Raw genomic sequence first — 2,793 nt, 5'->3', positions numbered from 1 at the left:
ATTTGCTCTCAAAATTATTAATTACACACTATCTATCGTTCGTTGTAGTAATCAAAGTAATCATATCGTTAATTTCTGAACGTAAAAATGATTTTGCATCTTCGGTTCCAGTTAATTGAAGGAAAACCGGCTCATCTTCGCTACTTGCTGTCACCGTAAAAGTTAAAAACGGACAGCATTTCCTCTCTAGACTAATCCAATCATACAGAATGCGAAGCGTTTCCGAGTCGCCGGGAAATTGATATTGGAAACCTGCTTCAATCTCCGTTACAGCCGTCCTTCTTTTTTCTAATTCGCCCCAAGCATCTTTGTAATTCATCCGCTCTACTTTCGTAAAAACGGAGTGGCAGCAAGCAACAGGCACTTCATTTTTCATATGCTTAGCTCCTTCCACTAGCACAAGACTTGCAGCTGCAACCTGGCTTCATGCAAGATGTTCCATTTGCCTTTCGGCGCTGATATACAACAACTGCCACCGTAATAAGAACGAGAGCCAATATCACAATCACCACTGGATTTAAAAAGAAAGAAGATATGCCAAGAACAGCCGCGCCGCCAAGTAAAGGCACTGCACAACAAAGCGCGCATGCTCCAAGAATACCAAGCCCCGCTAACCATTCACTTTTTTTCATTTACGCCACCACCTCATTAATATTATAATTACATCATAATACTTAAAGCTTACTTTAAGTCAAGTGAGGTGCATATAAATGTCAGAACTTAGTATTGGTCAACTAGCAGCTAAAGCAGATGTGAATCCATCGACCCTTCGATATTATGAATCCATTGGACTGCTACCAAATACAGACCGTAAAAATGGTCAGCGTCGCTATTCCGAGAGCCTTCTGGAGCGAATTACATTTATAAAAATAGCACAGCATACCGGGTTTACGATTCCAGAAATTGCGGTTTTGCTTGAAGGATTTGAAACAATCCCTACATCGGGTAGATGGGAAGAAATGGCGAGAGAAAAACGCGCTCAGCTTGAAGAGAAAAAGAAACAAATTAATTCGATGATTCAAATTTTAGACGATGGCTTAAAATGCAAATGCCTCACCTGGTCTGAATGCTTTGATAAAATAAAGACCACCGGCACTTGTTCATAGCGAAAGGAGTAAATGATTTTGTTCTTCGTTTAACGGGGTGAAGGGCTGCCACGCGGCCAATGTCATTTAGTTAAGTTCAAAGACAAGAACAGGAATAAAAATGAAATCTGAAACGGCATGGGAAAAGTCCTGTGCCGTTTGTTTTTTTGGTGAAAGCAAAGAAAAAGCGCACAGCAAACAAAGCGGATGGAGTGTCCGCTTTAAAAAATGTTCATGTGAAACGAATTATGCTACTCTATAGACGAAGCTCACGACTGATTTCCAGCGGATTTTACGCGTATTCTGCTGCCCTTTGCGAACGGGTCGAATCGGCAAAATGTTTTTGCGAATCAGTGCTTCAACATTAGGCAGGGGTTCATCACCTTTTGAGCGCAGGAAATGTCTACAAACGTGAACGGCGACCGTGAAATTAACTTGGTATTGGTGCCGTTTATCCATTTGGGAAATGACGACGTGCGAGGTCATCATTTCAGCGAAATTGTACATAATCATTCTTGCAAAAATCTCTTGGATGATGGACTCTCGTCTCTTCGCGTGAAAACTCGTCAGACCAACAGTGTATTTTAAAGCTCTAAAAGAGGTTTCAATGCCCCAGCGCATGTTATAAATGGACCCCAGTTCCTCGGGTGGGAAATCATCGGCAGAAAGATTCGTAATGACGGTTTCATAAGTTCCACTCGGCAGGACGAAACGAACAACCCGAAAGGAAATCGGGTGAAAAAAGTTCTCATGCAAATCTAAAAAATCAAAGGTAGACGAGGAAGGGACGTACTTGTAAATCTCGGGATGAGTCTTGACCGCTTTTGTTTGTTTTTTGGTGAGTGTCAGATGAATGTTTCGATCAAATTCTCCGCCAGAGGGCAAACACAAGCCCGAAAGAATACCACTTGAATCCAAATCTTTTACCCGTATGACATAGTTCCATCCTTTGCGTTCAATATGCGCGAAATTGTTGTAACTTTCATAACCTCGATCGGCAATAACAATGGTTTTGCCCTTGATGGGGGAACGGTCGACCATAGCAGCCAGCGCTCTTCCCTCGTTACGCAACCTTCGCGGCTGAACATTGGCATCTACGTACAGTCTGTTGCAGAGGTCATAGGCTGCGTTCAAATGAAGAAGGTTATAGCCTTTCGTGTTGGGTTGACTTTGAAAGTAGGTGTCTGTGTCCGCAGGGTCCGTTGGGATATGCAAATCCGAACCGTCAATGGCAATTAATCGATACCCTCGGTAGTCCTTGACATCCGTATGCGATTGCGTAAATTTGTGAAACAAGCATTCCACAGCAGACGGCAGGATTTTATTTCTCTGCTGGACAAAAGCAGAAGTGGTTGCGGTATTTACGTCATAGCCTTGTGATTCCAAGATCTCCTTGTATAAGCTGTTGCCACCCATAGAGATCAGGAGCTGCATGACCGTTTCAAAGGGAAGCTTTTTCTTTCGGGTAAAATCTTTTTCAGGGTTTTTGACATAAGGTGCGGGTAGCGCTGACATTTCTCGTATGAGGGATGTCAATTTTTGTTTTAGCGAATTTGCGTACTCATTCATTGGCGTAACCTCCTCGTTTTTCAAGGGGCTTCGCCGCACATTTATACCTACTTGTCAAGTCTTATTTCTCTTTTTCGTACAAAAAAAGAGCGGGCTATCTTTTTCGATAACCTGCTCTTTTCCTTAATATTTGGACCTC

At 42.6% G+C, this 2,793-nt stretch carries 4 protein-coding genes; 1 reads left to right on the top strand and 3 read right to left on the bottom strand.

Annotation, left to right across the window (positions count from 1 at the left end; all coding sequences use genetic code 11):
* Positions 1-28: 28 nt before the first annotated feature.
* Both GC098_RS23615 and GC098_RS23610 read right to left on the bottom strand, forming a co-directional pair.
* Complete coding sequence (locus GC098_RS23615; protein ID WP_246358885.1) at positions 29-376, bottom strand: hypothetical protein; 348 nt, start codon at positions 374-376, stop codon at positions 29-31.
* Positions 377-380: 4 nt separating this feature from the next.
* The gene (locus tag GC098_RS23610; protein WP_171645671.1) at positions 381-632 is read right to left on the bottom strand and encodes a hypothetical protein; all 252 of its coding nucleotides are present in this window, start codon (positions 630-632) and stop codon (positions 381-383) included.
* Between the two features lie 78 nt (positions 633-710).
* Between GC098_RS23610 and GC098_RS23605 the strand changes: the two genes are divergently transcribed.
* A complete protein-coding gene (locus GC098_RS23605; protein WP_171645670.1) occupies positions 711-1,106 on the top strand; it encodes a MerR family transcriptional regulator in 396 nt (131 codons plus the stop codon).
* A gap of 225 nt (positions 1,107-1,331) precedes the next feature.
* Here the strand turns inward: GC098_RS23605 and GC098_RS23600 are convergent, their stop codons facing one another.
* On the bottom strand, positions 1,332-2,654 hold the full coding sequence (locus GC098_RS23600; RefSeq protein ID WP_171645669.1) for an IS4 family transposase: 1,323 nt from the start codon (positions 2,652-2,654) through the stop codon (positions 1,332-1,334).
* Positions 2,655-2,793 lie beyond the last annotated feature (139 nt).

Source organism: Paenibacillus phytorum (assembly GCF_013141715.1).
GTDB classification, from domain to species: domain Bacteria; phylum Bacillota; class Bacilli; order Paenibacillales; family NBRC-103111; genus Paenibacillus_E; species Paenibacillus_E phytorum.
The sequence above is the reverse complement of the archived record's forward strand: the minus strand, read 5'-3'. Positions and strand labels throughout refer to the sequence as shown.

What these genes read in the sequence shown, in the direction of transcription:
- GC098_RS23600 (WP_171645669.1), bottom strand. Translation starts at nt 2,654, where the DNA reads ATGAATGAGTACGCAAATTCGCTAAAACAAAAATTGACATCCCTCATA.
- GC098_RS23610 (WP_171645671.1), bottom strand. Translation starts at nt 632, where the DNA reads ATGAAAAAAAGTGAATGGTTAGCGGGGCTTGGTATTCTTGGAGCATGC.
- GC098_RS23615 (WP_246358885.1), bottom strand. Translation starts at nt 376, where the DNA reads ATGAAAAATGAAGTGCCTGTTGCTTGCTGCCACTCCGTTTTTACGAAA.
- GC098_RS23605 (WP_171645670.1), top strand. Translation starts at nt 711, where the DNA reads ATGTCAGAACTTAGTATTGGTCAACTAGCAGCTAAAGCAGATGTGAAT.